Origin of the sequence: Vibrio sp. FF145 (assembly GCF_041439075.1) — a bacterium.
GTDB lineage: Bacteria > Pseudomonadota > Gammaproteobacteria > Enterobacterales > Vibrionaceae > Vibrio > Vibrio tasmaniensis_A.
Map to the genome: position 1 here is coordinate 19,831 of NZ_JBGONH010000006.1, position 23,009 is coordinate 42,839.

At 43.6% G+C, this 23,009-nt stretch carries 22 protein-coding genes; 18 read left to right on the top strand and 4 right to left on the bottom strand.

Annotated features, from left to right (window positions below; all coding sequences use genetic code 11):
• From ACED42_RS03835 to ACED42_RS03845, 3 genes are all read left to right on the top strand, one after another.
• Positions 1-471, top strand: a complete 471-nt coding sequence (locus tag ACED42_RS03835) for a type II toxin-antitoxin system death-on-curing family toxin (protein ID WP_371701476.1) — start codon at positions 1-3, stop codon at positions 469-471.
• 69 nt (positions 472-540) lie between these two features.
• Positions 541-1,749: a hypothetical protein gene (locus tag ACED42_RS03840; RefSeq protein ID WP_371701478.1), complete on the top strand. Its 1,209-nt coding sequence runs from the start codon at positions 541-543 to the stop codon at positions 1,747-1,749.
• A gap of 214 nt (positions 1,750-1,963) precedes the next feature.
• Complete coding sequence (locus tag ACED42_RS03845; RefSeq protein WP_371701480.1) at positions 1,964-2,371, top strand: hypothetical protein; 408 nt, start codon at positions 1,964-1,966, stop codon at positions 2,369-2,371.
• A 148-nt stretch (positions 2,372-2,519) separates the two neighbouring features.
• Here the strand turns inward: ACED42_RS03845 and ACED42_RS03850 are convergent, their stop codons facing one another.
• Positions 2,520-3,413, bottom strand: coding sequence for a DMT family transporter (locus ACED42_RS03850; protein WP_371701481.1), 894 nt, complete (start codon positions 3,411-3,413; stop codon positions 2,520-2,522).
• A 138-nt stretch (positions 3,414-3,551) separates the two neighbouring features.
• On the opposite strand from ACED42_RS03850, the gene rmuC reads away from it, so the two are divergent.
• From rmuC to tatC, 7 genes are all read left to right on the top strand, one after another.
• Positions 3,552-5,084 (top strand): DNA recombination protein RmuC, encoded by a 1,533-nt coding sequence (gene rmuC, locus ACED42_RS03855; RefSeq protein ID WP_017103438.1) that lies wholly within the window; start codon positions 3,552-3,554, stop codon positions 5,082-5,084.
• 65 nt (positions 5,085-5,149) lie between these two features.
• A complete protein-coding gene (gene ubiE / locus ACED42_RS03860; protein ID WP_029222994.1) occupies positions 5,150-5,929 on the top strand; it encodes a bifunctional demethylmenaquinone methyltransferase/2-methoxy-6-polyprenyl-1,4-benzoquinol methylase UbiE in 780 nt (259 codons plus the stop codon).
• Between the two features lie 97 nt (positions 5,930-6,026).
• Positions 6,027-6,632: an SCP2 domain-containing protein gene (locus ACED42_RS03865; RefSeq protein WP_017631979.1), complete on the top strand. Its 606-nt coding sequence runs from the start codon at positions 6,027-6,029 to the stop codon at positions 6,630-6,632.
• On the top strand, positions 6,629-8,263 hold the full coding sequence (gene ubiB / locus ACED42_RS03870; protein ID WP_009848053.1) for a ubiquinone biosynthesis regulatory protein kinase UbiB: 1,635 nt from the start codon (positions 6,629-6,631) through the stop codon (positions 8,261-8,263). The genes ACED42_RS03865 and ubiB overlap by 4 nt, the downstream gene beginning before the upstream one ends.
• A gap of 54 nt (positions 8,264-8,317) precedes the next feature.
• Complete coding sequence (gene tatA / locus ACED42_RS03875) at positions 8,318-8,572, top strand: Sec-independent protein translocase subunit TatA (protein ID WP_009848052.1); 255 nt, start codon at positions 8,318-8,320, stop codon at positions 8,570-8,572.
• 3 nt (positions 8,573-8,575) lie between these two features.
• Entirely contained in the window at positions 8,576-8,983 is a 408-nt protein-coding gene (gene tatB, locus ACED42_RS03880) for a Sec-independent protein translocase protein TatB (RefSeq protein WP_371701483.1), read from the top strand.
• 148 nt (positions 8,984-9,131) lie between these two features.
• Entirely contained in the window at positions 9,132-9,887 is a 756-nt protein-coding gene (gene tatC, locus ACED42_RS03885; RefSeq protein ID WP_009848051.1) for a twin-arginine translocase subunit TatC, read from the top strand.
• Between the two features lie 310 nt (positions 9,888-10,197).
• Here tatC and ACED42_RS03890 read toward each other — a convergent pair whose 3' ends face one another.
• A complete protein-coding gene (locus ACED42_RS03890; protein ID WP_371701485.1) occupies positions 10,198-10,959 on the bottom strand; it encodes a TatD family hydrolase in 762 nt (253 codons plus the stop codon).
• Positions 10,960-11,167: 208 nt separating this feature from the next.
• On the opposite strand from ACED42_RS03890, the gene hemB reads away from it, so the two are divergent.
• The 3 genes from hemB (at position 11,168) to polA (ending at position 16,225) form a co-directional block, all read left to right on the top strand.
• Positions 11,168-12,211 carry a porphobilinogen synthase gene (hemB, locus tag ACED42_RS03895; RefSeq protein ID WP_009848049.1) on the top strand — a complete coding sequence of 348 codons (1,044 nt, stop codon included), beginning with the start codon at positions 11,168-11,170 and terminating at the stop codon, positions 12,209-12,211.
• 81 nt (positions 12,212-12,292) lie between these two features.
• A complete protein-coding gene (locus tag ACED42_RS03900) occupies positions 12,293-12,733 on the top strand; it encodes a GNAT family N-acetyltransferase (RefSeq protein WP_012602989.1) in 441 nt (146 codons plus the stop codon).
• Positions 12,734-13,426: 693 nt separating this feature from the next.
• On the top strand, positions 13,427-16,225 hold the full coding sequence (gene polA / locus ACED42_RS03905) for a DNA polymerase I (RefSeq protein WP_371701487.1): 2,799 nt from the start codon (positions 13,427-13,429) through the stop codon (positions 16,223-16,225).
• A gap of 507 nt (positions 16,226-16,732) precedes the next feature.
• Here polA and ACED42_RS03910 read toward each other — a convergent pair.
• Both ACED42_RS03910 and yihA read right to left on the bottom strand, forming a co-directional pair.
• Entirely contained in the window at positions 16,733-17,338 is a 606-nt protein-coding gene (locus ACED42_RS03910; protein ID WP_371701489.1) for a GTP-binding protein, read from the bottom strand.
• 230 nt (positions 17,339-17,568) lie between these two features.
• Positions 17,569-18,228, bottom strand: coding sequence for a ribosome biogenesis GTP-binding protein YihA/YsxC (gene yihA / locus ACED42_RS03915; RefSeq protein ID WP_009848045.1), 660 nt, complete (start codon positions 18,226-18,228; stop codon positions 17,569-17,571).
• Positions 18,229-18,376: 148 nt separating this feature from the next.
• Between yihA and ACED42_RS03920 the strand changes: the two genes are divergently transcribed.
• The 5 genes from ACED42_RS03920 (at position 18,377) to hemN (ending at position 22,981) form a co-directional block, all read left to right on the top strand.
• Positions 18,377-18,994, top strand: a complete 618-nt coding sequence (locus ACED42_RS03920; RefSeq protein ID WP_009848044.1) for a cytochrome c — start codon at positions 18,377-18,379, stop codon at positions 18,992-18,994.
• Positions 18,995-19,551: 557 nt separating this feature from the next.
• The gene (locus ACED42_RS03925; RefSeq protein ID WP_012602994.1) at positions 19,552-20,190 is read left to right on the top strand and encodes a class I SAM-dependent methyltransferase; all 639 of its coding nucleotides are present in this window, start codon (positions 19,552-19,554) and stop codon (positions 20,188-20,190) included.
• The gene (gene yihI, locus ACED42_RS03930; protein ID WP_004735577.1) at positions 20,190-20,747 is read left to right on the top strand and encodes a Der GTPase-activating protein YihI; all 558 of its coding nucleotides are present in this window, start codon (positions 20,190-20,192) and stop codon (positions 20,745-20,747) included. Before ACED42_RS03925 ends, yihI begins: the two co-directional genes overlap by 1 nt.
• Positions 20,748-20,753: 6 nt before the next feature.
• Positions 20,754-21,242 (top strand): DUF2489 domain-containing protein, encoded by a 489-nt coding sequence (locus ACED42_RS03935; RefSeq protein WP_009848043.1) that lies wholly within the window; start codon positions 20,754-20,756, stop codon positions 21,240-21,242.
• A gap of 347 nt (positions 21,243-21,589) precedes the next feature.
• Positions 21,590-22,981 (top strand): oxygen-independent coproporphyrinogen III oxidase, encoded by a 1,392-nt coding sequence (hemN, locus tag ACED42_RS03940; protein WP_017099251.1) that lies wholly within the window; start codon positions 21,590-21,592, stop codon positions 22,979-22,981.
• The last annotated feature ends 28 nt before the right edge of the window (positions 22,982-23,009 follow it).

The window sequence follows — 23,009 nt, forward strand, 5'->3', positions numbered from 1 at the left end:
ATGACCGGAGAGATTCAACCAAGATTTTTTTATTTTGATGTATTGTATGCTGTCAAAACACATGACTGGATAATTGATAATGCTGGAGGGAAAGCTGGTACGAAAGACATTGGTCTTTTGGAAAGTCCATTGGAGCATATTCAAAACGACATGTACTACCCAGAAATTGAAGACAAACTTACACACTTGGTATTCTCAATTAATAAAAATCACGCCTTTACTGATGGGAACAAGCGCTCTTCACTTGCACTTGGAGCCTACTTTCTAGAGCTCAACGGGTTTGACTACATGGTGCAGCATTTCGTTCGGGAAATGGAAAACATTGCAGTTTGGGTCGCCGACAATGTTATAAGCAAGGAATTATTACATAAGATTATCAGTTCTATCCTGTATGAGGATGAGTACTCTGAGGTGTTGAAGCTAGAAATGTATGAAGCGGTCCAACGAGCAGAAGAAAACAAGCAACAATAAGAAATGATTAGTTTTTCCTTTAGTTAAAAGTGAAAGCCCGCTTATATGGGATGGTAGAGTTGTACTTTAATGAGTGATACTTTTGATTTTGAATTAGCAGAAATGTTGCGTAGGCAGGTTCCTAATGATGAGTCTCTTCATAGCACGTTATTAAGAACACTGTGGGCTTACGATCCCAGTGCTAAACCCGTTGGGGTTATCGGTAATTCTGGTTGTTGGGTGAACAGACCTTTTATCCAGAAAAATTATGAGCACGCGTTCCATAAAAATCCAGATCATTTGTTATTGGAGTTTATTGACATGGAGTTATCTATAAATGGCAAAGGTAATTTGTTATTTGATAACCCGACAACCTATACCTCCCAAATAGAGCCGATTTTTTTTAGTGGCCGAAAAGCAAGAATGAGGGACCAATCTAATCTTGATATAAGGTATTGTTTGCCTTGTATTAAAGAGGCAATTGAGCAAGTAGGGTACGGGTATTTTCGTCACTTTTGGAGTGTCTCTGATAAATGCTTGATCCATGATCAGCCTTTAGAACGGCTCCCTGAAATGGGATTCAACAAATCACTCAAAGCAGTAAGAAAACTGCTTAGAGGTAAAGGGTTTAGGTATCCTTTGAAAGCTAGTGGCGCTCAACATACCTCAACAAGATCTAGGAGTCAGAGTTTTAAAATCCATGATACTTGGGATACGAAAGATAAGTATTTCTTTACTATAAAATTTGCCCCAGGTTGCCTTATGAAAAGGTTTGCCGAATGGATTTGGGAAAATTATCATACGTTTAAAGAACCTGAATTGAGAACCTTTTCTGAGAAAGTATCTGGGCAATACTTGCATAAATACCAAAAAATGTATGAGTTTGACTATCGAAGAGATTTTGCTGGGGTGTATCTGATGTGCTCCTCATTTGAAGCTGAAAAGCTAAATGAGTTCTTTGCTGAAAATGTAACCTTAGTTTGGTTAGATCTAGGACCAAGAAAGCAAGGACGATTGAAGGAAGTTTTTGCCAAAAATAAAGGAATGGACTGTGAAAGCTGTAGAAAAAGTAACTGCTTCCTCAATGGAACTAAAAAACTTCGTTTAGTTGACCCTGAAAAAATTTCACTTCGGTACCTTTGTGAGAATAGTTATACCTTATCAAGAATTGTGATGCAGGGGAGGCTGATAGCAGAGCTAGGCGACTCTGTGTGGGGAGCATTAAATGTGATGCCAGAGCTTAAAGAAAAGGACGCAATTTCGGTGTATCAAGTTATGTTGGGAGATGATAGAGAGTAAACTGATGTTGAAATCGAAATAGTGTACAAACTTTATTACTCCATCATTTAATTTAGTGTACAAACTTTATTGTTCCTAAACAAGCACACTGGCGATGGCACTGGCTAAGTTTATTCATTTAGAACATTTTCAGTCAGTAGAAAGAATGACTTCGTCACAAATGATAAAGATTATAAGTGATTGATGTTTTAATTATTTAAATGAGGGGTTTGCAATGAATCAGACAAAAGTAAAAAGCATTCTATTGGCAGCAGGAGCGATGAATGTTGGTGCTGTTTTACTGTTTTCACGCTTTTTTACGAATAGTGCCATTAACGAAGCCGATCCCGTAGTAATGTCCAACTTTGGACTGATTATGATCGTCGTTTGGGGTTTTGCGTACCTTGGGGCTGCAACAATCAATGCGAACATCAAATATCTTGCTGGTGCTTTCTTTATTGAAAAGTTGGTTTATGTGGTTGTTTGGGTGAATTGGCTTTCCAATAATACGCTATCACCAGTATATGAAGCGGATACGATGGCTGGCGTGTTTTACACAATTTATGGCGTAAATGATTTTATATTTATGATCTTGTTTTTCATGATATTTAAGTCCAAATTTGATATGAAAAACAACGGTTGAATATCGAACATTGAGACTTACAACTTAATGTTATCTTACAGAAAAATGGCGAGTCATATGACTCGCCATTTTTGTATCTAACATCTAATTAAGAAAATTAGACTATATCGATAGCTTTTCGTGCTCAATCGAGTCTTTTAGCTCTTATTTACGTAGGGTTTTTCTTTGAAAACTTGATCTGTTGAATCACCAAACCAGCAATGATTAGCAGTAAGCCAAACAGTGTCGCTGGGTGAATCTCTTCGCCAATGATGGTTGAAAGTAGCATTAGCGAAATAAACGGTGAGGCAAAAATTAGGTTGCTGATACGTGCCGTATTGTTGGTTAGCTTGAGTGCTGATAGCCACAAGACAAAGGTAATGCCCATCTCGAACAGGCCAACATAAGTCACAGCCATCCAACCTTTCGCTGTGATTTGGCTAAAACTCTCGCCTTCGTAAACGGTTAAACCGATCGCGAAGGGCAATGCCACTAAGAACCCAAGTAATACACCCACCACAGGGTCAGCCTTGTTTTTGGTATTGAGAATCCAGTAGCCCGCCCAAAGCAAGGTTGAAAGCAGCGCCAGTGCCACACCGAGTGGGCTATCGAACTGCATGCCTAATACATCACCTTTGGTTGCAATGACTACCACACCCGCATAGCTGAAGGTACACGCAATCCAATCTTGTTTACGAATCTTTTGTCCCAGAAACACCGCAGCCATTAAGGTTAGCGTGATAGCCCAGCTGTAGTTAATGGCTTGAGCTTGAGATGCAGGCAGCAGGTCGTAGGCTTTGAATAGAATCAGGTAATAGGCCAGTGGGTTAACCAAACCGAGCAGTAAGTAATACCAAGGGTTTGAAAGAAACGTGGTACTCAGCTGAGAAAGCTTGCCTTGAAACGCGCAGACTGCGATCAGCGCAATCGACGACACAATGCTGGCGATGGTCAGCATTTGAATCGGTGAAAACTCAGCAAGGGTCAGCTTAAAAGCAGTAGCGACTGTTGACCACAGTAATACCGCAGCAAGGCCAAAGCCCAAGGCACGACGTTCGTTCATAGCAACTCATTCTAATTTGATGGGGCAGAATACGGAGCGCTTAGTCTATCTGTCGAATTTTAATACGGCAAACTGGACATTTATCCAGTATCAAAATACCCTTTAATGAGTTATTTCCAATTAGGCTAAATCATTATCATGCAATGGATTATCGAACATCAGGCAACGCTTATTGCTGCTATTTCCGGCGCGCTCGTCAGCGGCGGTGTCGTGGGTTGGTGGATCAAACAGAAGTTCTCTTTTCAGCAGCGACTTCTTGAACAGCAATTAGAGTCCGACCGTTTGCTGCATGAGTCACAACAATCTCAGCTCAAATCTTCACTCGCAGAGGCACAACAAGAGCTCAATGAGTTGGATGATGATCGAGACAAAGCGGCATTTGAACTTAAGCAGGCGCATGGCAAGGTGATGGCTGCGATGGAGAAGCTGCGCTATTTTGAAGCGGTGAAGCAAGAGCGTCAGCAGTATGCCGATGATATCAATGTTCTTAAGGAGCATAAGTCTGAGTTGGAGGCTGAGCTTCGCGAGCAAGAAGCTAGGCACGACCAAGAAAATCTCGCCAACAGTGAAAAACTGCAGCTGTTAGAGCAGGCAGAGTCCCGATTGAAGCAGCAGTTTGAACTGTTAGCGAATCAACTGTTTGAGAGCAAAACCGCTAAGGTCGATCAACAGAACAAGCAAAGCCTAGAGGGTTTGTTATCACCGCTGAGAGAGCAGTTAGAGGGCTTTAAGAAGCAGGTTAATGATAGCTTCAGTCAAGAAGCCAAAGAGCGTCACACCTTAGTGCATGAGCTTAAAAACCTGCAGCGCCTCAATGAGAGCATGACGCGTGAAGCGGTTAACCTGACCCAAGCACTAAAGGGCGATAACAAACAGCAGGGGAACTGGGGCGAAGTGGTGCTGGCTCGCGTGTTGGCGGATTCTGGCTTACGAGAAGGCCATGAATATCAAACGCAGGTGAACCTGCAAAACGATGCCGGCAAGCGTTACCAACCCGATGTGATCGTGCATTTGCCACAAGATAAGCAGGTGGTGGTCGATTCGAAAATGGCTTTGGTGGCATTTGAGCGCTACTTCAACGCTGAGACCGATCAACAACGCGACGCAGCACTGCGTGATCATTTAGCTTCACTGCGAGCGCATATTAAAGGCTTGAGCCAGAAGGATTATCATCAGCTCAAAGGCATACAGAGCCTTGATTATGTATTGATGTTTATTCCGGTAGAGCCTGCGTTTCAAGTCGCGATTCAAGCTGACCCTAGTTTGGTCAAAGACGCGATGGAACAAAACATTATATTGGTCAGCCCTACGACCTTGCTGGTGGCACTGCGTACCATTGATAACTTGTGGCGCAACGAAAGACAGAACCAGAATGCACAAATCATTGCAGAGCGGGCGAGCAAACTTTACGACAAGCTGCGCTTGTTTGTGGATGATATGGAAGGTCTTGGCAGTTCACTTGATAGAGCTAACCAAAGCTACCAAGGTGCCATGAATAAGCTGGTGACTGGTCGTGGTAACGTGATTCGTCAGGCCGAAAGCTTTAAGCAATTGGGTGTTGAGGTGAAGAAACCTATCTCGGTTGGCTTGGCGGAAATCGCTCAAAATGAGGCTTTTTCAGAAAATGCCTCCTTAGTAGAAAGACAACCCGCTGAGGATAAAGTAAACTAATCGGCCGCAGCGCCTCTAAAGAGAGAGTGTACTGTCGATGAGAACTTACCATGGTAGATAACAGCATTATGGACACAAGCGTGCAGACAAATTCAGCAGTAGAGTCAGAAACCACACACTTTGGTTTCGAAACAGTCGCGAAAGACCAAAAAGTCGCGAAAGTAGCAGAGGTATTTCACTCTGTAGCCGCTAAATACGACATCATGAATGACTTAATGTCGGGTGGTGTTCACCGCTTGTGGAAGCGATTCACGATTGATTGCAGTGGCGTGCGCCCTGGTCAACGTATCCTCGATCTTGGTGGTGGTACTGGTGACCTTACTGCGAAATTCTCGCGCATCGTTGGTGAAAAAGGCCACGTGGTTCTTGCTGATATCAACAACTCAATGCTGAATGTTGGCCGCGATAAACTGCGTGATAGCGGTATTGTTGGCAATGTACATTATGTTCAAGCAAACGCTGAAGAGCTGCCTTTCCCAGACAACTACTTCGATTGCATTACCATCAGCTTCTGTCTGCGTAACGTAACCGACAAAGACCAAGCGCTGCGTTCAATGTACCGCGTACTTAAGCCGGGCGGTCGTCTGTTGGTTCTTGAGTTTTCTAAGCCAGTGCTTGAACCACTATCAAAGGTTTACGATGCATATTCTTTCCACCTATTGCCAAAAATGGGTGAGCTGATTGCTAACGATGCAGACAGCTATCGTTACCTTGCAGAATCAATCCGCATGCACCCTAACCAAGAAACCTTGGAAGGCATGATGCAAGAAGCGGGTTTTGAAAATACTAAATACTTCAACCTAACGGGCGGCATTGTTGCGCTGCACCGCGGTTACAAGTTCTAGTCGAACTTGGTAGTAGGCTCGTTGAGTGTGCTAAAAATAAGAATAAAGATACAACGGATAGGTTAACGCTTATCCGTTTTCAAAGGTAAGGACAGTCATGCCATTTGATCCATTGGTCACCGCGGTTATTGAAACCTCTTTAAATACTTTCGTGAACGATGATCCAGCTTTGGTTCGTCGTTTGTCTCGTTTAAAGGGGCAGATCATTCAAGTTAATTTGAAAGAGCTGAATAAAACTCTCACTTTCGTTTTTAGCCAACAAATCGATGTGTTGTCTGAATACGAAGGACAACCTGATTGCTACCTATCTTTGAACCTATCGGTACTGCCAGAACTGCGTGAGCAATCGAACATCACCAAACTGATCAAGCAAGATAAGCTGATCTTAGAGGGTGATATTCAACTGGCTCAGAAATTTGCTCAGCTAATGACAGACTGCAAGCCAGACTTGGAAGAGTGGCTATCGCGCGTGACTGGCGACGTGGTTGCTCATACCTTGGTACAAGGCGTTAAGAATGTTGGTGGCCTTGTGGCTAAGCAAGCGACTAAGCATCAAAACCATCTCGCTCAGGTATTAACTGAAGAGTGGAAGATTGCACCAGCGCCATTAGAAGTGGCACATTTTTGCGATCAGGTTGACGACGTGAAAAGCTCAGCTGCACGTCTTGAAGCTAAACTGAACGCTCTGTTGGAGAAAGCATGACCCCAACAGAACTGAAACGTCTTTATCATATTATCAAGGTACAGTTGGAATACGGCCTTGATGAATTGATGCCTGAGCACCAGTTGACTAAAGCCCCTTTACTGGCGAGAAAGTCACTGTTTTGGCTCAAGAACAAACATCAAGATAAAGAATTGGGTCATCGCTTGCGTTTAGCGTTGCAAGAATTAGGGCCTGTTTGGATTAAGTTTGGTCAGATGATGTCAACGCGTCGCGACCTATTTCCTCCTCATATCGCTGACCAATTGGCTTTATTACAAGACCAAGTGGCGCCATTTGATGGTCAATTGGCTAAGCGAGACATGGAAAAAGCGCTCGGTGGTAGCCTAGATAACTGGTTTACCGACTTTGATATCGAGCCATTGGCTTCTGCTTCTATCGCTCAGGTGCATACCGCAAAGCTCAAGGAGAGTGGTCGCGAGATTGTTCTGAAGGTTATTCGCCCTGATATTCGCCCGGTGATTGACGCAGATCTAAAACTGATGCACCGAATGGCGCGTATAGTCGCTAAGTCGCTTCCTGAAGCACGTCGTTTGAAACCGGTTGAAGTCGTTCACGAGTACGAAAAAACGTTACTTGATGAACTAGACCTGCGCCGAGAGGCGGCCAATGCGATTCAACTACGACGTAATTTTGAAGGCAGTGAAGAGCTGTATGTTCCAGAGGTTATCCCTGATCTAAGCAGCGAAACCCTGATGGTGTCAGAGCGTATCTACGGTATTCAAGTATCCGATATTGAAACGCTAAACGCCAACGGCACCAACATGAAATTGCTGGCTGAACGTGGCGTGACGGTATTCTTCACCCAAGTATTCCGAGACAGCTTTTTCCATGCAGACATGCACCCGGGCAACGTATTCGTTAACCCAGAAAATCCAGATAACCCTCAGTGGATTGGTTTGGATTGTGGCATTGTCGGCACGCTCAACAGTGAAGATAAGCGCTATTTAGCAGAGAACCTGTTGGCTTTCTTTAATCGAGATTACCGTAAAGTCGCCGAGCTGCACGTTGATTCGGGTTGGGTGCCACACGACACCAACGTCAATGATTTTGAGTTCGCGATCCGTATGGTGTGTGAGCCAATTTTTGCAAAACCACTTGGTGAGATCTCATTTGGCCATGTGTTGCTAAACTTATTTAATACAGCAAGACGTTTCAACATGGAGGTTCAGCCTCAGTTGGTACTTCTACAGAAGACCTTGTTGTATGTGGAAGGGCTAGGTCGTCAGTTGTATCCGCAACTTGATTTGTGGGCAACCGCCAAGCCTTTCCTTGAAACCTGGATGATGAATCAGGTGGGGCCGCAAGCTGTGATCAATGCAGTAAAAGAGCGCGCGCCATTCTGGGCAGAAAAACTGCCAGAGCTGCCAGAGCTGCTTTATGACAGCTTGCGCCAAGGTAAAGCGATGAACCACAGAATGGATCAGCTTTATCAAGGTTACCGAGATAGTAAGCGTCAGCAAGCAACTGGAAAGTTTTTGTTTGGCGTTGGAGCCACTTTAGTCGTATGCTCCGCAATATTAGTTTCAAGCCCTTATGAGCAGCTATCTATGGGCTGTGGCATCGCAGGTGTCACATTTTGGTTGCTTAGTTGGCGAGCTTACCGTCGTTAGACAGTAGACTCTCTTAATATTTTTTATGTGTAGACAGACCCGAGGACAATGACAATGGGTGGTATCAGTATTTGGCAACTTCTAATCATTGCTGTAATTGTAATTTTACTTTTCGGAACAAAGAAACTGCGCGGTATGGGTGGTGACTTAGGTTCAGCGGTGAAAGGCTTCAAAAAAGCGATGAGCGATGAAGACAAGCCTGCAGATAAGAAAGATGCAGATTTTGAACCAAAGAATATTGAACAGCAGAAGACAGAAGCTAGCGCTGAAACAACTGCTGAAACAAAGAAAGACAAAGAGCAGGCGTAAATCGTGTTTGATATCGGTTTTTGGGAACTGGTATTAATATCTGTCGTTGGGTTAGTGGTTTTAGGACCTGAGCGTTTGCCTGTGGCGATTCGCAGTATTTCCAAGTTTGTTGGACAAGCGAAAAGCATGGCAAACAGTGTGAAAGATGAACTTTCTCACGAGCTTAAGGTGCAAGAGCTGCAAGAAAACCTACGCAAGGCGGAAAAAATGGGTATGGAAGATTTATCTCCAGACCTAAAAGCATCAGTTGATGAACTTAAGCAGGCCGCTGCTGAGGTTCAACGTCCGTATGCCAAGCCTGAGTCTGATAAGCCGAGTGAGACTGAACCTAGTGTCACGGAAACTGTGGAATCTGAAACCATTCAGGTCAACAGCGAAGCTTCAGCACCGTCAGATAAGAAAGCCGAATAGTCTCGCAAGGAGGAGTCGCCAGATGCTTGAGTCGCTAGATGTTTAAATCGATAGCTATTCAAGTAGATAACTATTCAAGTGGATACCAATTCAGCTGGATAGATAGGTGCGCGGCTCCTTTTCGATCTTCCTGTTTAAGAGGTTTGACATGTCTTCGACTGAGCAGACACAGCCTTTAATTAGCCATCTTCTAGAATTACGTAATCGCCTACTACGTGCGATTGTCGCTGTTCTAGTGATATTTGTCGGGCTAATTTATTTTGCTAATGATATTTATGAATTCGTATCAGCACCTTTGGTAGATCGTCTGCCTGAAGGGGCGACGATGATCGCAACGGATGTTGCATCGCCATTTTTTACACCGCTAAAATTAACCTTAATCGCGTCTATTTTTGTCGCGGTGCCGTTTATTTTGTATCAGGTGTGGGCCTTTGTTGCTCCGGGTTTGTACAAGCATGAAAAACGCTTGATCATGCCGTTATTGGCTTCAAGTTCTTTGCTGTTTTACTGTGGTGTGGCGTTTGCTTACTTCGTAGTATTCCCATTGGTATTTAGTTTCTTCACGGCTATTTCCTTAGGGCAGGTAGAGTTCGCAACAGACATATCAAGTTATCTCGATTTTGTACTCGCGCTGTTCTTTGCTTTTGGTATTGCCTTTGAAGTACCAGTAGCGATTATCTTGTTATGTTGGACGGGGGCGACAACGCCTAAGGCTCTGTCTGAAAAGCGTCCGTACATTGTTGTCGGTGCTTTTATCGTCGGTATGATGCTGACACCTCCCGATATGATCTCGCAGACACTGTTGGCGATTCCAATGTGTATTCTGTTTGAGATTGGTCTGTTCTTCGCGCGTTTCTATGTGCGTAAGCCAGATGCGGATGAAGAGGAAGAAGCTGAGTCTTGATTCTGCTGTAAGAACATAATTTGCTAGAGCCCTTCAGCAAAAATCGACACAATAAAAAAGCGGCCCGAGGCCGCTTTTTTATTGTGTCGATTTTATCGAACCTTTAACTGATAGCCACAGTTCTGACATATATAGAGCTCTTTGATGCCCAAAATTTTATGCCATAGGGTTCGATGTTGACGTTGTAAGTGAATAGTGTGTTCACACATAATCAGCTCGATTTAATTTTGATCTATTATAATTATCAATATTAAACCATACACCTATGCATTTCAATGAGTAACTCTAAAGTGTTATGTGGAATAAGGTCTTATATATTAAATAGAGCGCTAGCATTTTTTGAAGTAGTGGTATCGACTTCTTCAAGGCTAATCCCGCGCAATTCAGCGATGCGTTTTGCTACCAATTCCGTGTAGGCTGGCTCATTACGTTTACCGCGATTCGGTGTTGGTGCCAAGTATGGGCAATCTGTCTCTAGAATGACGTAATTCATATCAAGATGTGGAATCACCTTGTCCATTCCTGAGTTCTTAAAGGTCGATACTCCGCCTAAACCTAAGTGAAAGCCTAGCTCGTTGATTGCCTGGGCCTCCTCTAAGCTGCTGCCAAAGCAGTGGAATACGCCACGTAAGCTGCCGTCTTGTTCTTTACGAAGTAAGGCAAGTGTCTCTTCAATAGAATCACGAGTGTGGATCACCACTGGCAGATCGAGCTCTTTTGCCCACTGCAGCTGAGTCACGAAAGCCATCTCTTGTTCAGCCTTGAAGGTTTTATCCCAGTACAAGTCGATACCAATCTCACCCACGGCGATAAAGTCATGTTTATCAAACCAAGCTCGAATGGTTTTGAGGGTTTGCTCGATATTCGCATCCACATAACAAGGGTGTAAGCCCATCATTGAACGACACACATCAGGAAACTGAGCTTCCGTCGCTAACATTGGCTCGATAGAATCTAAATCGATGTTCGGCAATAGAATGGTATCAATACCTTGAGCCAGTGCGCGCTGCACGACTTGTTCACGGTCTTCATCGAATTCGCTCGCGTAAATATGAGCATGGGTGTCGATCATTGTTTTGTCCTGAAAGCTGTCTTTACTGAGTTGTCATGAGTATACGGCAGTGTGAGGAGAAGGTCATTTTTTGCCATTTATCCCTGTTTTTGAGTGGGTTTTATATTTTACTGCTAGCGTCCTGAGCCATCAGTGATATGCTTTTGCCTGTATTTAGCACTTTTCATATCTAAGCATTTCGGTGCTTAGACTAGGCAAGGAGAATCTAGTGTCTGTTTCAATTCAAGGTCAATTCCCAGGTCGCCGTATGCGCCGTATGCGTAAACACGACTTTAGCCGTCGCCTAATGGCAGAAAATCAATTGTCTGTGGATGACCTCATCTACCCAATGTTTATCCTGATGGGTAAAGACCGCCGCGAGCCTGTCGAGTCAATGCCGGGTGTTGAACGCTTGTCGATCGATCTGATGCTTGAAGAAGCGGATTACCTGTCAAAATTGGGTGTTCCGGCGATTGCTCTGTTTCCGGTCGTGAACCAAGATGCTAAAAGCTTATGCGCGGCTGAAGCTCATAATTCAGAAGGTTTAGTGCAGCGTGCGGTACGTTCATTAAAAGAGCACGTGCCAAATATGGGTGTGATTACTGATGTTGCACTGGACCCATTTACTACTCACGGCCAGGACGGCATCATCGATGAAGATGGTTACGTGATGAATGATGAAACGACTGAAGTGTTGATTCAGCAGGCGTTATCGCATGCTGAAGCCGGTGCAGATGTGGTTGCTCCGTCGGATATGATGGATGGTCGTATTGGTAAGATCCGTGAAGCGTTAGAGGAAGCGGGTTATATTCATACTCAGATTATGGCGTACTCTGCGAAATACGCATCGTGTTATTACGGCCCATTCCGTGATGCAGTCGGCAGTGCTTCGAACCTGAAAGGTGGTAATAAGAAGAACTACCAGATGGATCCTGCCAACAGCGATGAAGCGATTCACGAAGTGGCAATGGATCTTAATGAAGGTGCGGATATGGTGATGGTTAAGCCTGGTATGCCTTATTTAGACATCGTGCGTCGTGTGAAACATGAACTTCAAGCACCAACGTATGCTTATCAAGTGTCTGGTGAGTATGCGATGCACAAAGCAGCAATTCAAAACGGTTGGCTGAAAGAGCGCGACACCGTTATGGAATCACTGCTGTGCTTTAAGCGTGCTGGTGCTGATGGCATCCTGACGTACTTCGCTAAAGATGTTGCAGAGTGGCTTGCTGAAGACAATGCACAAGCAGCCAAGCACTTAAAAGAAAAGTAACAACTTAACGTTAACTTAAGTGATATTCAGTAAAAGGGTTGGCCATTGTGTCAGCCCTTTCGCTTATGAGGATGGAAGAAGATGTCAGTCATAGTACGTGAAGGTTCACTGGAAGAGGTTGTGTCTGTTGTCGAGCAGATCTCTGAGTTTGCTAGAAAAGAGAGTGTCGCTTCACTGGCAGCTCGGCTTGAAGGGAAAAAGAGTCTGATCTTAGTGGCTGAAGAGGCTAACGTGTTACTCGGCTTTAAAATTGGTTATGAGCTTAACTCAAATACTTTCTATAGTTGGTTTGGTGGTGTGTCACCGCTTGCAAGAAATAAGGGGGTCGCACAGGCTCAATTAGATGTTCAGGAGCAGTGGGCACAAGAGCGGGGTTATGAGCAGCTGAAAGTAAAATCTCGTAACCAGTTTCCTGCGATGCTGTGTTTACTATTGAAAAATGGATATCGAATTGAAAAATTGGAAGAAAAAGAAGAGATTAATGAAAATCGAATCCATTTCGTGAAGCAATTATCAGCTTAATGATTTGCTTTATCGGGGTGATAAATCATTTAAAATGAATTTAATGAGATTTATTATCATTTAGTTGTTGACTATTAAATGAGAATCATTATTATTAACCCTGTCTTAGGGAATGAGGAAATGTTCACAAGGATGTTAAGTACTCAAGTATCAACTTGGTTACCCAACAGAATTCTCGCGAACTTGTACTAAGTTCTTTTTGACACGACATTGCTCACATTGCTTCCAGTGTAATTTATAGCTTTTAGGTAAAGCTGTGGTATTCAATTTGAATGGCTTTACCAGTTTTTGCTAGGCGACATCTTCGGGTGTCGCTTTTTTTATACTTCCAATTCAACAATATGCATATTTAGTGGCACGTTTTTTTATGAATAAAACGCCATCAGCATTCTTTTCCACAACGCAGGATCGTAAAAAGATCGTTGATCATATGTTCGATCTGTAAAATTATTCTTTATTTTCAGTGTGTTGGTGGTGTTTTTTGATTTGTTAACCTTACTTCTCAACAGGGTGGATAAATAATATAAACAGAGTTATCCACAGAACGCTTGCGTCTAAGAACAAAAAATAACAACAAATCGATTATAACGAATACAACCGAGTGAACGGATACAGATCGACAACATGGAATCCAACCAACAGACGTGGCATTCTTAACAGATAATTTCTGTACTTACTGGATTCACAAATATTATGGCTCGTATTCCTGATAATCCATTGATTCTGATCGATGGCTCTTCTTACCTATATCGCGCGTTCCATGCTTACCCTGGCACCATGAGCAATGGTGATATCCCAACGAACGCTGTTTATGGTGTAGTTAACATGCTACGCAGCATGATGCGTCAATTTGCTTCTGATCGTATTGCGGTTATTTTTGATGCGAAAGGGAAAACGTTCCGTGATGACATGTACCCAGAGTACAAAGCAAACCGCCCACCTATGCCTGACGATCTTCGTTGCCAGATAGAACCATTGCACAATGTGATTCGTGCGATGGGTTTGCCACTTATCTCTATTCCTGGCGTTGAAGCAGATGACGTGATTGGTACGTTGGCTTCTCAAGCTTCTGCGATGGGTATGCCTGTACTTATCAGTACTGGTGATAAAGATATGGCGCAGTTAGTTGATGACAACGTTACTCTGATCAACACCATGACCAACGTGGTAATGGATCGCGAAGGTGTGATTGAGAAGTTTGGTATCCCGCCAGAACTGATCATCGATTATTTGGCACTGATGGGTGATAAAGTCGATAACATCCCTGGTGTTCCGGGTGTGGGTGACAAGACAGCGACGGCTTTGCTACAAGGCATTGGTAGTATCGAAAAGTTGTATCAGAATCTTGATGATATTGCGGCGCTTGGTTTCCGTGGTTCGAAGACGATGGCTAAGAAGCTGGCTGATAATAAAGCCAATGCTGACATGTCTTACGAGCTTGCAACAATCAAGCTAGATGTTGAGCTTGAAGAGACACCTGAGTCATTGGTAAAAGCACAACCCAATATCGATGAGTTGATCAAGTTATACGGTCAACTGGTCTTTAAATCTTGGTTGAACGAGCTGCTTGAAGGCGGCAGTGGTGTGGTTGAAGCTGATGAAAAATCGGGATCAGTACGCAGCAGCGCTTCTGCAACAACGTCTACTGTAGAGATGAATACGTCTGCTGTGACGATTGATCGCAGTAACTACGAAACGATTCTAGATGAAGCGTCATTCAATGTTTGGTTAGAAAAGCTTAAAGCAGCTGAATTGTTTGCTTTTGATACTGAGACAGACAGCCTTGATTACATGGTCGCGAATCTAGTCGGTTTATCATTTGCGACGGAAGAGGGCGTTGCCGCTTACGTACCAGTTGCTCATGATTACCTAGATGCACCGCAACAGCTGGATCGTGATTGGGTACTTGAACAACTTAAACCGATTCTTGAAGATGATGCTCAAGCTAAAGTGGGTCAAAACCTGAAGTACGATATGAGTGTGCTAGCGCGCTACGGTATCGAAATGAAGGGTATTAAACATGACACCATGTTGGCGTCTTACGTTTTCAATAGCGTAGGTGGCAAGCATGATATGGACAGCCTAGCGCTGCGTTTCCTTCAGCACAGCTGCATCTCATTTGAGCAAATCGCAGGTAAAGGTAAGAAACAGCTTACTTTCAACCAGATTGAACTGGGTGAGGCGTCTCCATACGCTGCAGAAGATGCTGATGTGACATTACGTCTTCATAACCGCCTGATGGAAAACATTGAGCAAGATGAAAAGCTAAAAACCATCTATGAAGAAATCGAAGTACCACTGATTCCTGTGATGTCTCGCATTGAACGCACAGGTGTATTCATTGATGACATGTTGTTAGGTGCTCAATCGCAAGAGATTGCGGTTCGTCTGGATGAGCTAGAGCAGAAAGCTTACGAGATAGCAGAGCAAGAGTTCAATATGAACTCGCCAAAACAACTGCAAGCGATCCTGTTTGAGAAAATGGGTCTGCCAGTTATCAAGAAAACGCCATCAGGTGCACCTTCAACCAACGAAGAAGTGCTTCAAGAGCTGGCGCTTGATTACCCGCTACCTAAGTTGATCATTGAGTATCGTGGTCTTGCGAAGCTTAAGTCGACGTACACAGATAAACTGCCGAAGATGATCAACGCTGAGACTGGTCGTGTTCATACGTCTTATCATCAAGCGGTGACCGCGACGGGCCGTTTGTCTTCGACTGATCCAAACCTACAGAACATCCCAATTCGTAATGAAGAAGGTCGTCGTATCCGCCAAGCATTCGTTGCACAACATGGTTGGAAGATTCTAGCGGTCGATTACTCTCAAATTGAATTGCGTATTATGGCGCACCTATCAGGTGACAAAGCGCTGCTGGAAGCATTCCAACAAGGCAAAGATATCCACGCGGCAACGGCTGCTGAGATCATTGGTGTTGATATTGAGAGTGTGACCACTGAGCAGCGTCGTCGTGCTAAAGCGGTTAACTTTGGTCTTATCTACGGCATGAGTGCTTTTGGTTTGGCTAAGCAGCTAGGTATTCCTCGTGGCGAAGCACAACACTACATGGATACTTACTTTGAGCGTTACCCAGGTGTGATGCAGTATATGGAAGACACACGCAGCGCGGCTTCAGAGCAAGGCTTTGTTGAAACCATTTACGGTCGTCGTCTGCACCTTCCTGAGATTCAATCTCGAAATGGCATGCGTCGTAAGGCTGCTGAACGTGCGGCAATCAACGCGCCAATGCAGGGCACAGCAGCAGATATCATTAAGAAAGCGATGCTGTTGGTTGATGAATGGATTCAAGCGGAAGGCGATGGTCGTGTGAAACTGCTTATGCAAGTACACGATGAATTGGTCTTCGAAGTGGAAGAGTCAGCTTTAGCCGAAATTGAAAGTAAAGTACAAGAATTGATGGAATCCGCCGCAGAGCTAGAAGTACCGCTTGTCGCGGAAGCTGGCCACGGTGACAACTGGGATCAAGCCCACTAATCAGTTTTTGACCTTATTGAGTAAATTAGTATGAGCCAGTGCACAAACACTGGCTTTTTTTTGTCTCGAATAAAGTTAAGTCATAAGAAGATTTTGGGTGTTTTAATAAAACGTTCATGAAAAAAAACTACAAAAATGGTTTTCATTTCTGAGCAATTGTTGTACATTAAATCTTGTAGGGTACAGAGGTAAGATGTTCTATCTTTCAGACCTTTTGTTTCACGTTATTGGATTAGGCTGATTCAGCCGCCCCAGTCAGTATTTGACTGGGGCGTTTTTTCTTGTGCGAAAGAAAAATATCTCCAACCTACTATTCCCCCGTAAAATCTCCCATTTTTAGTGCCTTTTGTTACGTTTCCCCCAAGCAGCGTGATAAACACTTGATTGCCTTAGATCTGGAATTCAATCAGCAATTGGTAATTTTAATCCGTCGCTAAGTGGATTGTTTTACTCTTGAAAATAACTTTTATTTTACAAGTAACTCATAGTGCATTGATCGCTTACACCTTATTTATCAGTGTATTGAGTGGGTGAATGCTCAATGTAGTCCATGATTTCTTGTTGTTTCTCAGTACTGTATTTCAGCGCTTCGGCGGTGATTTGGATGGATTGCGCCATAGAAGAGATATTGTTGGTCGCTTTCACCAAGGTTTGCTGCATGGGTTTTAGGATGAGTAGGTAGATAGCAGTCAAAGCGATAACAATGACAGCGATAACGGCTGCTAACGCAATGATGATCTTGGTCTGAATATCATCCAACAGCATTTGACTGGTCTTTTTAAAGGCGAGTCGAGATTGGTCTAAGGCTTGTGGGAGTTGATTGAGTGATGTTTTGGTAGAGCTCGCAAGCTTGTTGATGCTTTCAACGGTTTGGTTCAGAGCTTGTTGTTGGTCTTCACTAAGGTTGGGGTTGTTGACGATCGCCTGCAAAGATTGCGATATCACCTCAAGAGACTCACTCGCGTCTTTTGCATACTTTTCCATACCATCTAGGTCTAAAGTCATATCAACATTGACTAGAGCGGCCTCGGTCTTGGGCTGTTCCGCTTCAGATGCTACACCGGAAAATGAGATCAATATAAGTGCGATGGTCGCCAAGGGTTTTTTCCACATGAGTATTCCTTTCTCACTGTTTAGTTTGTTAAAGGTTGTCTTTTAGTATGGTTCACTTCTCTCGCTTCTAACTGATTAATCTTGTCTTTAACTCTCAAGATCTAGGTTTAACTCACTAATTTGTGGGTAAAAAAATACCCCACCTATAAAAGGCAGGGTATTGATAAGGCTAAATCACGTGTTGTCAGTGCTTTAACCTCTAATTATAGATAAAGCTCTAGATAGAGGAATTACTCTGAGTCGTTTTGCTCTTCGTCCGCTAGCTCATCAATGATTTGATCAGCAAACACAGGTGCAAACCACTCATCCATCTTGGCACGCAGTTGGTCAACGCCGATGCCCTTCATTGAAGAGAAGACATCAACCGCTACATCACCACCGAAAGATTTCGCATCGTTACGGATTTTCAGTAGCTGTGCTTTACGCGCACCGCTTTTCAGCTTGTCTGCTTTTGTTAACAAAACCTGTACTGGGATGCGGCTATCGATAGCCCAGTAGATCATTTGTTGGTCAAGGTCCTTCATTGGGTGACGGATATCCATCAATACCACTAAACCTTTTAGGCTTTCACGTCGTTGTAGGTATTCACCTAGCGACTTCTGCCATTTTTTCTTCATCTCAAGCGGTACTTGAGCGAAGCCATATCCCGGTAAATCGACAATATGACAGCCGTCGGTAACCTTAAATAGGTTAATTAGCTGAGTTCGACCTGGGGTTTTACTGGTTTTCGCCAAGCTTTTTTGGTTTGTAACGCGGTTTAGTGCGCTAGATTTACCAGCATTGGAGCGTCCTGCAAACGCAATTTCGATCCCTTCGTCTTCTGGTAAGTGACGAATATCAGGTGCACTGGTAATGAAATGCGTGTTTTGATAATGAATTTTTACGCTCACTGTTAACTCCATCTCGACTTTGTGTAGTCGATTGATTACTTTTTTGTGAATTTGTGTAAAATAACCGTGCTCGGCATAAGGTCGCCTATTGTACCATGAGTGGCAACATAGAGTGGTACTGGAAGCTTGATAATTATAATGGAATGTCATGAAGAAATTAGCGCTAATTTTGAGTCTTTTAGCCAGCTGCTCAGTATGGGCTCAAGGTAGTATTGAAGCTGGTAAAGCCAAATCACAAACATGTGTTGCCTGCCACGGTGCTGACGGCAACAGTCTGATCACTCAGTATCCTAAGCTGGCTGGTCAACATGAGAAGTATCTAGAGAAGCAGTTAAAAGAGCTTAAGCTAGGTATGACGAGTGGTGGTAAACAAGGTCGTTACGAGCCTGTAATGGGTGCAATGGCGATGCCTTTATCTGAAGAAGATATGGCTGACCTAGCGGCATACTACGCATCTCTCCCTATCTCTAGTAACTCTACTCCTGAAAATGTAGTAGATGAAGGTAAGGTTCTTTACACTGCGGGTAACGCAGAACGCGGCGTAACGGCTTGTATTGCTTGTCACGGCCCTCGTGGTAATGGTACCGAACTTTCTGGTTTCCCTAAGATTTCAGGTCAGCACGCAGATTACATCAAGGCTCAACTTGAGAAATTCCGCGATGGTAACCGTAATAACGACATGAATGCGATGATGCGTGATGTAGCTAAAAAGTTAACAGACGCAGATATTGATACCTTATCGAAGTACGTTGGTGGTTTACACTAATATGTCGGTTTCTTGCTCTTAGCCAGAGTAATGAAATGTACGTTCGAGCGAGATTGAAGAGACGCCCCGATCAGTAATGGTTGGGGCGTTTTCTTTTGTATTGATTTTATATATCTGGTTTGTGTTAATGCCTAATTTATCAATGCGTGTTCGAATTGTGTACAAAAGTGTGAGCTCGCACTCTTGTAGTCTTTTTGTAAAAAGGTAAAGTAGCCGCCATCAGCTAGGAGCTGACTTAGATACGGATGGTCATCTAGTCTAACGGTATAGACAGAAACGGATCAGGCTAGGACAGCCCAGCAACAAGGTGTTAGAAAAGGATAGCCAAAACTCATCAGGGCGATGAACAACAAACAAATTTGGCATGGAAAGCACCAATAACAAATGGAGATTTGTGTACCAAGTTGAGTATGCAAATTTTGGCCGATATAGGCAGATTTAGAGAGCGATAGGTTTTCCTATCGCTTTTTTTATTGATTTGATGAAAAAACACCCAATACCTCTCCACTATAAACTCAGTTTCTGGTATGTTTCGCATCCCTGTTTAAGGATGTGCTATGTATACTTGTCCCTTATGCCATCACCAAGGCGTGAATCACTATTTTGAAGACAAACGCAGAGCCTATCTGCAGTGTCAGCAATGTGAACTGGTATTTGTTAAACCTGAACAAAGGTTAGAAGCAAAAGAAGAAAAAGCACACTATGATCTCCATGAGAACGATCCTAGTGATGCAGGCTATCGCCGTTTTCTATCTCGCATCGCGGATCCACTAACAGACAAAATTTCATCTAACTCACAAGGGTTGGATTTTGGTTGTGGCCCAGGCCCTACGCTATCTATTATGTTAGAAGAAGCCGGACACACCATGGAGTTGTACGATATCTATTACCACCCAGAAGCTTCTGTGTTGGAAAAAACGTATGACTTTATGACTGCCACGGAGGTGATAGAGCATCTTTATCACCCAGACAAAGTGTGGCAGCAATGGTTGAATTTAGTTAAACCCAAGGGCTGGATTGGTCTTATGACTAAGCTAGTAATAGACGTAGACGCGTTTGCTGGTTGGCACTACAAGAATGACCCGACACATGTCGTCTTCTTTAGTCGTCAAACATTCCAGTTTTTGGCAGAGCGGGATAAGCTCGAACTAGAATTTTTTGGAAATGATGTAATTTTACTGAGGAAAGTGCAGTAATGGGTCGTAGTAAGAAATCAAGAAAACCGGGAGCACTTGGCGCTCCGGAACCTATGGTTACTCGTAACCGTAGTGAATCTGATGTTGAAGGTCGTGAACGTAAGCGTGTTAAAAAGCGTAAAGGCCTTAAGTCTGGCAGCCGTCACTCTGATGGTAGCGAAGCAAAACAGCGTAAAGCTGCACTAGCTCGCGACCCTCGTTTAGGCAGCAAGAAAAAAATCCCACTGATTGTTGAACCAGCGAAGAAGTCGACGAAACAAGAGCGCAAGCTATCTAACGAACAAGAGTTAGAGATGCTTGAGAATGATGCTCAACTGAACACATTGCTAGATCGTATCGAAAATGGTGAAAACCTAGGTGCTGGTCTGCAGAAGTTTGTTGATGAGAAACTTGATCGTATCGAACACCTAATGGGCCGCTTAGGTCTGCTAGAGCCAGAAGACGATGAAGAAGAGATCTTCGAAGAAGCACCTGTTGCCTCTAAGAAGAAAGCAAGCTCTGACGAAGACTTGCTATCTCAATTCGAAGATTTCGACTTAGACAGCTTTAAAGGTTAATAGCCAATGAACGTAACCTTATTAGCAATTGCTGGTGGAATTATCATTCTCGGCTTGGGCTCTTACGCAGGTTACCTTCTACTTCAAGTGAAGAAGCAGACGGAGTTGCAAAAGCAGCATCAAGCACTTGCCATTGAAAAACGTAACGCGACGATTTACGAAAACGTAAATACTTTGTGCTTAGCGGGTATTCAAGGCCAGTGTGACTTACCTGAGATCAGTATCCGAGTGTGTATCATTATGGATAACGTTCAGGGTGATGAGCGTGTCGATTTTGATTCTGAGTATCCTGCTCTTTCTGAGCTGTACCATATCGTAAAAGATATGGCTCGCGGAGATGCAAGACAGGAACTGACGAAGAAAGATCGCATGCAGCAGAATCTCACGCGCCATAAGGCAGAGACTCGCTTGAATGATGCGGTCATCGAAGATTTGAAAAGGTTGCAGGAGAAGGTTAAGCCTCTCAACAACCAAATCAACATTCAGATGATCTAGTCACTAAGACTATTTAATATAGAGGCTTGTTGAACACTCCATTTTTAAGACGTGCTGCTTTTAATACCTATGCCTTTAAGACTTTTCATCTTAAATGCATCTTGTTTTTAAGTCGACTTGTCTTTTAATAGACGATGTTAAATGAGCCTTCTTACCTTTTGCGTCTCGTTAATCCCGACGCTTTGTTAGTGATCAAGCTAGCAGTTCTGAGTTTTTGTCTGAAAAATTGATTTTGTCTTGGAACGACCTTACTGGTCGTGTGGCAAAATAACCCGTCTATATTTTAATGTATGTAAAATGATTTGAGAGACCTTAGGTTCTCGCGGATCTAAATTGGAATTACCGCTATGTCGAGCAAGCCAGTAACAACGAATCAGCAAATCGTTTGGGATCAAGAGATCTTAAACAAGTACAACTATTCGGGACCTCGTTACACTTCATATCCAACAGCGTTGGAGTTTCATGAAGCGTTTACCGTCGCTGATTACGACATGGCGTGTACTCAGTACCCTGAGCGTCCACTCTCTCTTTACGTGCATATCCCGTTCTGCCATAAGCTTTGTTACTACTGTGGTTGTAATAAAGTCATTACTCGTCACTCGCATAAAGCGGATGAGTACTTGGATGTGATTGAACATGAAATCCGCCAGCGCGCCTCTTTATTGAATGGCCGTAAAGTGACTCAACTGCACTTCGGTGGTGGTACACCAACGTTCTTGACCAAAACACAAATCACTCGTTTGATGGGCATTTTGCGTGAAGAGTTTAACTTCACCGCTGACGCTGAAATCAGTATTGAAGTTGACCCGCGTGAGATTGAGCTAGACGTACTTGACCACCTTCGAAATGAAGGCTTCAACCGCCTGAGCATTGGCGTGCAAGACTTTAATAAAGAAGTACAGAAGCTGGTTAACCGTGAGCAAGATGAAGAGTTCATTATTGCAATGGTTCAACGTGCGACAGAGCTAGGCTTCCGTTCAACTAACCTGGATTTGATCTACGGCCTACCAAAGCAGACTCAAGCTTTGTTCGCTGAAACATTGAAGCAAGTGTTAGAAATGAAGCCGGGCCGTTTATCTGTATTTAACTACGCACACATGCCGCAACTGTTTGCTGCGCAGCGTAAGATAAAAGATGAAGACCTACCTGAAGCTAAAGAGAAGATGGCTATCTTACAAGATACTATCGAGACGCTAACCGGTGCGGGTTACCAGTTCATTGGTATGGATCACTTCGCACTACCTGAAGATGAGCTAGCCGTAGCACAACGTGAAGGTATTCTGCATCGTAACTTCCAAGGCTACACGACCCAAGGTGAAGCTGACTTAATTGGTTTCGGTGTTTCTGCGATTTCTATGGTTGGTGATGCTTACGCACAAAATCAGAAAGAGCTGAAGAAGTACTACGCTCAGGTGAATGACCTGCGTCATGCACTTTGGAAAGGTGTTGCTCTAGACAGTGACGACCTTCTACGTCGTGAAGTGATCAAGCAGCTGATTTGTAACTTCAAGCTTGATAAAACAATGATCGAATCTGAGTTCTCGGTTAACTTTAATCGCTACTTCAAAGAAGACTTAGAGCTTCTACAAACCTTTATCAACGATGAGTTGGTTGAAGTCGATGACAAAGAAATCCGCGTAACTTTGCGTGGCCGTTTGCTGATCCGTAACATCTGTATGTGTTTTGATAAATACCTACGTGCCAAGGCTCGCCAACAGCAATTCTCTCGCGTCATCTAATAACTCGATAGAGAATAGAAACATAAAA

Coding starts and splice junctions, on each gene's coding strand:
- ACED42_RS03890 (WP_371701485.1), bottom strand. CDS start 10,959: ATGATCGACACCCATGCTCATATTTACGCGAGCGAATTCGATGAAGAC.
- ACED42_RS03910 (WP_371701489.1), bottom strand. CDS start 17,338: ATGTGGAAAAAACCCTTGGCGACCATCGCACTTATATTGATCTCATTT.
- ACED42_RS03840 (WP_371701478.1), top strand. CDS start 541: ATGAGTGATACTTTTGATTTTGAATTAGCAGAAATGTTGCGTAGGCAG.
- ACED42_RS03935 (WP_009848043.1), top strand. CDS start 20,754: ATGAACGTAACCTTATTAGCAATTGCTGGTGGAATTATCATTCTCGGC.
- ACED42_RS03845 (WP_371701480.1), top strand. CDS start 1,964: ATGAATCAGACAAAAGTAAAAAGCATTCTATTGGCAGCAGGAGCGATG.
- ACED42_RS03920 (WP_009848044.1), top strand. CDS start 18,377: ATGAAGAAATTAGCGCTAATTTTGAGTCTTTTAGCCAGCTGCTCAGTA.
- tatA (WP_009848052.1), top strand. CDS start 8,318: ATGGGTGGTATCAGTATTTGGCAACTTCTAATCATTGCTGTAATTGTA.
- rmuC (WP_017103438.1), top strand. CDS start 3,552: ATGCAATGGATTATCGAACATCAGGCAACGCTTATTGCTGCTATTTCC.
- yihI (WP_004735577.1), top strand. CDS start 20,190: ATGGGTCGTAGTAAGAAATCAAGAAAACCGGGAGCACTTGGCGCTCCG.
- ACED42_RS03925 (WP_012602994.1), top strand. CDS start 19,552: ATGTATACTTGTCCCTTATGCCATCACCAAGGCGTGAATCACTATTTT.
- hemN (WP_017099251.1), top strand. CDS start 21,590: ATGTCGAGCAAGCCAGTAACAACGAATCAGCAAATCGTTTGGGATCAA.
- polA (WP_371701487.1), top strand. CDS start 13,427: ATGGCTCGTATTCCTGATAATCCATTGATTCTGATCGATGGCTCTTCT.
- ACED42_RS03900 (WP_012602989.1), top strand. CDS start 12,293: ATGTCAGTCATAGTACGTGAAGGTTCACTGGAAGAGGTTGTGTCTGTT.
- ACED42_RS03865 (WP_017631979.1), top strand. CDS start 6,027: ATGCCATTTGATCCATTGGTCACCGCGGTTATTGAAACCTCTTTAAAT.
- ACED42_RS03835 (WP_371701476.1), top strand. CDS start 1: ATGACCGGAGAGATTCAACCAAGATTTTTTTATTTTGATGTATTGTAT.
- tatC (WP_009848051.1), top strand. CDS start 9,132: ATGTCTTCGACTGAGCAGACACAGCCTTTAATTAGCCATCTTCTAGAA.
- ubiB (WP_009848053.1), top strand. CDS start 6,629: ATGACCCCAACAGAACTGAAACGTCTTTATCATATTATCAAGGTACAG.
- ACED42_RS03850 (WP_371701481.1), bottom strand. CDS start 3,413: ATGAACGAACGTCGTGCCTTGGGCTTTGGCCTTGCTGCGGTATTACTG.